This is a genomic window from Gemella sp. (assembly GCF_057272915.1).
In genome coordinates this window covers 47439-55685 of sequence record NZ_DBHIUF010000005.1, presented here as the reverse complement: position 1 = coordinate 55685, position 8247 = coordinate 47439, and the positions used below count along the sequence as shown (strand labels likewise).

At 33.8% G+C, this 8247-nt stretch carries 4 protein-coding genes; all 4 read right to left on the bottom strand.

Annotated features, from left to right (window positions below):
- A partial coding sequence (locus tag ACO6OL_RS03375; protein ID WP_485502135.1) for a trypsin-like peptidase domain-containing protein occupies nt 1–3564 on the bottom strand: 3564 nt, incomplete at its 3' end.
- A 398-nt stretch (nt 3565–3962) separates the two neighbouring features.
- Nucleotides 3963–5618: a formate--tetrahydrofolate ligase gene (locus tag ACO6OL_RS03370; protein WP_485502134.1), complete on the bottom strand. Its 1656-nt coding sequence runs from the start codon at nt 5616–5618 to the stop codon at nt 3963–3965.
- A gap of 38 nt (nt 5619–5656) precedes the next feature.
- On the bottom strand, nt 5657–6961 hold the full coding sequence (gene purB, locus ACO6OL_RS03365; protein ID WP_485502133.1) for an adenylosuccinate lyase: 1305 nt from the start codon (nt 6959–6961) through the stop codon (nt 5657–5659).
- A 49-nt stretch (nt 6962–7010) separates the two neighbouring features.
- Nucleotides 7011–8246, bottom strand: a complete 1236-nt coding sequence (purD, locus tag ACO6OL_RS03360; RefSeq protein ID WP_485502168.1) for a phosphoribosylamine--glycine ligase — start codon at nt 8244–8246, stop codon at nt 7011–7013.
- Nucleotide 8247 lies beyond the last annotated feature (1 nt).

Genomic DNA, 8247 nt, shown 5'->3' with positions numbered 1-8247 from the left:
TGTCACTACTGATTCTGAAGGATTCACTCCACCTTCGAATGGTTTCAATTCTTCTACAGTTGGGACTTTTTCATCTGATTTTGATGTTATAACCTCACTAGAGATTTCTTCTTCTCTTTCTGTTTGTGTTATGTTTCCTGTTTTTACATCAACGGTATATATAGTTGTTACTTTTACCTTTTTCCCATTTTCTCTTTGAACTACTTCTACCTTATCCTTCGCCGCAACTTTCACTACTGTCTCTGTTGCGTCTGTTACTTCCGGATTTCCTACTCGTTCTGTTACTTCTCCTGTTTTTGGATTTACTTCGTATGTTGTCGTTACTTTTCTTGTTCCTTTTTGTCCAAGAATAGTAATATTTTTTTGTCCTTTTTCTCGCGTACTATCTTTTTCGTATCTTACCGGACTTTGTATTTCTGTAACTTCTACCTTATCTTTCACCGCAACTTTTACTACTGTCTCAGTTGCTTCTTTCACCTCTGGCGTTCCTGTTCGTTCTGTTACTTCTCCTGTTTTTGGATTTACTTCGTACGTTGTCGTTACTTTTCTTGTTCCTTTTTCTCCAGGAATAGTAATATTTTTTTGTCCTTTTTCTCTCGTACTATCTTTTTCGTATCTTACCGGACTTAGTGTTTCTGTAACTTCTACCTTATCTTTCACCGCAACTTTTACTACTGTCTCAGTTGCTTCTTTCACCTCTGGCGTTCCTGTTCGTTCTGTTACTTCTCCTGTTTTTGGATTTACTTCGTACGTTGTCGTTACTTTTCTTGTTCCTTTTTCTCCAGGAATAGTAATATTTTTTTGTCCTTTTTCTCTCGTACTATCTTTTTCGTATCTTATTGGACTTGGTATTTCTGTAACTTCTACTTTATCCTTCGCGGGAACTTTTATTATTGTATCAGTTGCTTTCTTTTCTGTTTTTTCTACAGTTTCACTTATTGTTCCATCTTTTTCATTAAGTGTATATCTTATAATTTCTTTTTCATAACCATTAGAACCTTCTATACGCTCGTTAGATAATCCTCTTGCTTTTTCTTTATCTGCGACATATACTGTTTTTGACAGAATTTCCTTTGTATTTTCTGTAGACTTAACCCCTACATTAACTACCTCATCAACAGCTGGTTCTTTAGTTTCTTTATCTAATGTTAAATTCCCATCTTCATCCTTGATATAAGTCGTTTTAATTACTCCGTCAATACCCTTTTTAATTACAGACCTTTCCCCTTTGTTTAATTCTTTATCTGCTACATATTTTGTACTGAAAGGAATGTTTTTTTCTTTTTCAACTATTGATTCAATTTTATATAATCCTGTTTTTATCTCAAAATCTTCTTTAGTAGCGGTATCTATTTTTTTCTCAAATAATATATTTCCATCAACAGATAATCTTATTTTATCTTCAGTTCCTATTTTTTTTACTCTGTCGCTAAACCATTGTTTTAATTTAGAATCATCTTTTAAATCCTTTAACTCGAACTCAGCAACATCGCTGTAGTCTACATTTTCTTCCTTTCTATATACAGGTTCTTTCGGATTCCCATCAATATAAGATTTTACCCAATCGAGTTGTTCTTTAGAAAAGACTAATCCACCACTTCTTTCCCCAACAACTCCATTTTGATGTACTCCGATAATTTCACCCTTATCATTATAAAGTCCACCACCTGATGCACCTGGTTTAGTACCCGTATATCCAATTCCAGTCAAACCAGCACCTCGGTCTACTACATCGGTAACCTTAGTGTCGATAACTGGCTTTAATTTACCATCAGGAAAACCATAAACTGACACTTTATCACCACTATTTACAACAGAAACATCTTTTTTTACAGCAGCAGGCGTAACATTATCCACAACCTCTTTAAACTTAACTAAAGCAAGATCATGCGTAAATCCAACAACTGAATCATCTTTTTTCCAATAATGAATATCAGAGTCTGTAAAGAATACCTTTTTACCATTTGGAAGTACTGCGTAATATTTCTTATCATTATTATCAGTAGCTTTTTCCGTCACCTTACCATTCTCAAACTTCAAGAAATTATGAGCGACCGTAAGTAATAAATCTTTTTCAATTAGTGTACCAGAACCTGTACCATCAGGTGTTACTATAATCGCTGTTGCATCAAAATTACGAAGTCCATTCGGTGCATTCTTCACCTCATCGCTTGGTTTAGGAAGTGTAACATTACCAGATGTATCGACTTGCCCAGGTTGTGTTCTAACGAAGTTGTCTCCTTTAATAACAGCATCAATATATGTATTTCCTAATGATAATTTACTTACAAAATCTTTAGACCAATTTTCATTAAACTTCTTATTGATCGCCTCTCCATCAATAGATACAATTGTAGCGTTAGGATTTTTGCCAAATAGTTCTTTATTTTCCTTATCTTGTTTAAAGTCGTAATTAACCGCAGAGCCTACGTCACCTTGCGCGACGACTCTTTCTACTAACTTTTCTCCAGCTTCATTCTTAATTCTAAGTACTACTTTACCTTTTTCTGTACCTGATAGTAATCTTCCACGACCATTGCTATCAAATGAATATCTAGCACCATCTATTTCACGCTCTGTACTTACTAACGCCCTATGGTTGTCATCATAATAATATTTATCATTACCACTAACAAACCAACCTTTGATACCATGTTCTTCTATCATTTTATTTATCCAAGATCTATGTTTATCGGTGAAAAATAAACCTCCACCATGCTGCTCAGCATCAGTTCCTGCATCCGTATTTGTACCATGTTGATGAATACCTACAACTTCGCCTTTATCATTAAAAATTGGACCTCCTGAGAATCCACCTAAAGCACTCGTATTATAAGTACCGTCACCAGTAGTTGTATTTAGACTTGATAATGTACCAGAGATTTTATACATTTTACCATCTTTTAATCTTGCTTTCGTTGCTTCTGACAATCTTTTCGAAGAGAAATCATTTGGATAACCTATTAAAGTAATATTATCACCTTGACTAGCGACACCAATTTCACGTGGTTTATCTTCACCGTTTGTCATCGCCTCTACAGGACGTTCTGTAACTACAGCTGCTAAATCATTTTCGTAAGATTTAGCAAATTCTTTTTGATTATAGTAATAAATATTTCCTTTTGGTATGATATCGCTAGTTCCATTCGCTGGTGCATTGTTACGTTTTTCCGTATCAGAGTTCATAACAACATAGCTTTGAGCACTATTACCTCCACGAACATAACCTGAACCAGAAGCTTTGTCTTTATCTAAATAATTGTGAGCAACTGTCACCATAACATTCGGTGCGACAAATACTCCACTACCTGAAGCAACCTGTTTTGATCCATTGCTGTCAAAACTAGTATACGTCATAGCAACACCGCTAGTTTCTTTATTATGGACATCTGCATCCACAATATCAGCTCCACCTTTTACAACTGCGGCATGAGCTTCTTTACTTATTATTTGACTATTATCCATTGCACCGTATGCTAATATTCCGCAAAAACTTATGCAACCTACTAATCCATATTTCTTAGTCTTTCTGAAAAAACCATAAGTTCTTTCTTTTCTTATCATTTATATTTCCCTCCAAACATTATACATAATTTTTAATCGTTTATAATAATAAATCTATGTTATAGCCAGTATATCACGATTTATAAATACATTTCTTCTATTATATTATACCCTAAATAACCGTAAATTTACTATCCATTTTCTTATTTTTATAATTACATTAGTTACTTATACATACAAGAACTAAATCTAGCTTGAATTTTCACAAAAAATACATTAAAAAACAAGAAAAAAGGGAGTAATTCAAAAATCGTAATTTCGAAAAAATCGATTTTAATGAATTACCACCGCTAAATTTATTAGATATTGGTTGTATACTAAAAAAAGTTCGAGATAGGGATTTCCCTTACCTCGAACTTTTATCTAACTCTTTATTTTAATCTGTCGTATATTTTATATTAGAAGATTCCAACTATTGTTTCTGTTTCTTCATCGATATCGATATTTAATGCACTTGGTACTTTTGGAAGTCCTGGCATTGTTAGTACTTTATTCGCATAAGCTACTACGAATCCAGCACCACTACGTAGTTTAACATCATTGATAGTAATGTTAAATCCTGTAGGACGACCTTTAATTTTCGCATTATCTGTTAATGAAGCTGGAGTTTTTGCCATACATACTGGTAGATGCTTGAATCCAAGTCTTTCGATTCTTTCGATTTCAGCTTTAACTTCATCAGAGAAGTTAACTCCATCTGCTCCATAAATCTCACGACATACTGTTTCGATTTTTTCAGTAATTGAAGCTTCATCTTTGTATAATAATTGTAGTTCTTTGTCATTTCCTTCTACAGCTTTTACTACTTTTTCTGCTAGGTCTACTCCACCAAGACCACCTTTTTCCCATACTTCTGTACGAGAGAATTCTACACCTTGTTCTTTTGCCCAATTTTCTAAGAATGCTAATTCTTTTTCTGTATCAGTAACAAAGACATTTAGAGCTACCACTATCGGTAAATTGAATTTACGTAAGTTTTCGATGTGTTTTTCTAAGTTTTGAACACCTTTAGCTAATGCTTCTAAGTTTTCTTCTTTTAGATCTTTTTCTTCAATGTCTCCGTGTAGTTTTAATGCTTTAACTGTAGCTACTACTACAGCAGCCTTTGGTTTAAGACCAGCTTTACGACATTTAATGTTTAAGAATTTCTCAGCTCCTAGGTCAGCTCCGAATCCTGCTTCTGTAATTACGTAATCAGCAAATTTTAAAGCTGTTTTTGTAGCTAAGATTGAGTTACATCCGTGTGCAATATTTGCGAATGGTCCACCGTGAATAATTGCTGGGTTGTTTTCTAATGTTTGAACAATATTCGGTTTAATTGCATCTTTTAATAATGAAGTTATTACACCTTCAATTTTCAAATCTTTTAGGTAAACTGGTTCACCTTTTTTATTGTAAGCTACAAGAATATTGCTTAATTTTTCTTTAAGATCAGCAATACCCTCTGACAGACATAGAATAGCCATTACTTCACTAGCTACAGTAATATCGAATCCGTCAAGACGTTCTAAGTCTGTTCCTGCATTTACTTTAACATGGCGTAAATCACGAGCGTTCATGTCCATAACACGGTTAAAGACGATTTTATCTATTTCTAATTCGTTTCCTTGGAATACGTGGTTATTTACTAACACTGCGATTGCATTGTGAGCCGTAGTAATAGCGTGCATATCTCCAGTAAAGTGAAGGTTAATGTCTTCCATAGGTACAACTTGAGCATATCCTCCACCAGCTGCTCCACCTTTTCTTCCTAATACAGGACCTAAAGATGGTTCACGTAGCGCTACACAAGATTTTTTCCCGATTCTATTTAACCCATCAGATAAACCAATAGTTACAGTACTTTTCCCTTCACCACTTGATGTTGGGTTAATAGATGTAACTAATACTAGTTTTGCATCTTCGTTAATATCTTTTTTAATATTTTTTGTTTGGATTTTTGCTTTGTGATTTCCGTATAATATTAAATCTTCTTCTTTTATCCCTAATTTACCTGCTACTTCAGCAATATGTTTCTTTTCACATTCGTTTGAAATTTGAAAGTCTGACTTCATTTAATCTACCTCTTTTCTTTGGACTTTATTTTATTATTTTAATCTTCCAATCCTGGAATACGTTTGTATATTTTGTCAATATTTACAAGGTGTACATTTAGATCAAAACAGCTATCTAATACTTCTTTAGACACTGTATTTTTTATAGTTTCGTTTTCTTCTAGAAGTTCTCTAAATGAAATACCTTCGAACCATGATTTCATCGCTAATGGTTGCACTAAATCATACGCCTCTTCACGTGAGAATGAGTATTTTTCAATAAGATTACTCATAGTTCTTTGAGCGAAGATTACACCATTAGTAGCATAAATATTTTTAATCATGTTATCTGTAAATACTGTTAGATTTTTCACAACATTAGTAAATCTGTTTAACATATAGTCTAATAATGTTGTTGCATCATTACTTAATATTCTTTCTGCACTTGAGTGAGAAATATCACGCTCATGCCATAATGGAATATTTTCGTAAGCTGCAAACATATATCCACGCATAATTCTAGCACATCCTGCCATGTTTTCACTTGAGATTGGATTACGTTTGTGAGGCATTGCACTTGACCCTTTTTGATTTTTCGAGAAGAATTCTTCTGCTTCTCTTACTTCTGTACGTTGTAAGTGACGAATCTCTACTCCGATTTTTTCGATTGAACTTGCGATTAACGCTAAAGTTGCATAGTAATCTGCGTGTCTATCACGCTGTAAAGTTTGTGTAGAAATATTACTTGATTCAATTCCTAATTTTGCACAAACATAGTCTTGAACTTCTGGTGGTGTATTTGAGAATGTACCTACTGCTCCAGAGATTTTCCCTACTTCGATAATTTTTCTAACTTCGTTGAAACGTTTGATATGACGATTAAATTCATCATAATAAAGTGCAAATTTTAATCCGAAACTGCTGATATCAGCATGCACTCCGTGAGTACGTCCGATACAAGGTGTAAATTTATATTGAAGTGCTTTTTCTTTTAATACTTCTTGGAAGTTTAGTAAATCTCTATAAAGTATATCGTTAGCTTGTTTATATAAATATCCATAAGCAGTATCAACAACATCAGTAGATGTTAATCCATAGTGCACCCATTTTTTCTCATCACCTAGATAACTTGAAACATTACGAGTGAAAGCTACGATATCATGTTTTGTTTCTTTTTCTAATTCTAAAATTCCTGGTAGGTCAAATTTTGCATTAGCGAATAATTTCTCAACATCTTCTTTTGGTACAACCCCTAATGTACTCCAAGCTTCTGTTGCATAAAGTTCTACTTCTAAATATGCTTTAAAACGATTTTCATCGCTAAAGATATTTCGCATTTCTTCTCTACTATATCTTTCAATCATTGCAATAATCTCCTGATGTTATATTTTTCAATCGGTTTATATCAAAATACTATAAAGACAAGTGACCGATGTCTTTTCTGTAAAATAGTTCTTCACATTCTATTTTTACTATCTCATTATACACTTTTTTATATGCTTCTTGCAAGCTCTTTCCTTGTGCACAGACTAATAATACACGACCACCATTAATTACTATATCATCATCCACACGCTTAGTCCCCATATGGAATACTGGTGTAGACACTTTATCTAAGCCATGTATTACAGCCCCTTTTTCACTGTGCTCCGGATATCCTTTCGCTGCCATTACAACACCGATAAAAGCATCTTTGCTCCATGATAATTTTACTTCTCTACCATCGATAATATTATTTGCTATTTCGTACAAATCACTCTCTAATGACAGAAGTAATATCTCACTTTCTGGATCACCAAAACGAACGTTAAATTCAATAGTTTTTACTCCGTCTTGACATTTCATAAGACCGGCATATAATATTCCGTAAAATGGCATTCCTTCATCACTCATTGCATCAACCATAGGTTGAACTACATTTCTAACACCTTCATCAATATCTTCTTGAGTGATTTTCTTAAGTGGTAGATATGCTCCCATACCTCCAGTATTTAAACCTTCATCATTATCAAATGCACGTTTATGATCTTGTGCAATTTCCATTGGATAAACTTTTCTATCAGAGACGAAACACATTAACGAAAATTCTTCACCTTGAAGAAATTCTTCAATAACGACGCTAGATCCAGCTTTATTGAATTTAGCATTACACATCATTTCTTTAAGTTCAGCTTGTGCTTCTTCTAGAGTATTCGCTATAATTACACCTTTACCCGCAGCTAAGCCATCTGCTTTAAGGACAATAGGTGCTTTTTGTTTACTTAAGTACTCTTTTGCCTGTTCATAATCATTAAAACTTTCATATTTTGCTGTAGGGATATTGTATTTTCTCATCATCATTTTTGAGAATACTTTACTTCCTTCTAGTTGTGCCGCAAGTTTAGATGGTCCAAAGGCACGAACACCTACTTTTTGCAGTTCATCTACTAACCCATTTACTAATGGCACTTCAGGTCCAACGAAAACAAGGTCGATATCATTTGTTTTTGCGTAGTTTGGTATTTGGTCTTCTGTTAATGCTACACATACTCCAAATTCTTCAACTGCAGGATTGATTCCTGCCATATGTACTTCGTGACCTTCTTTATGGAATTTATAAGCGATAGCGTGCTCTCTACCACCACTTCCTACTACTAATACTTTAGCCATA

What these genes read in the sequence shown, in the direction of transcription:
- ACO6OL_RS03370 (WP_485502134.1), bottom strand. Translation starts at nt 5,618, where the DNA reads ATGAAGTCAGACTTTCAAATTTCAAACGAATGTGAAAAGAAACATATT.
- purB (WP_485502133.1), bottom strand. Translation starts at nt 6,961, where the DNA reads ATGATTGAAAGATATAGTAGAGAAGAAATGCGAAATATCTTTAGCGAT.
- purD (WP_485502168.1), bottom strand. Translation starts at nt 8,246, where the DNA reads ATGGCTAAAGTATTAGTAGTAGGAAGTGGTGGTAGAGAGCACGCTATC.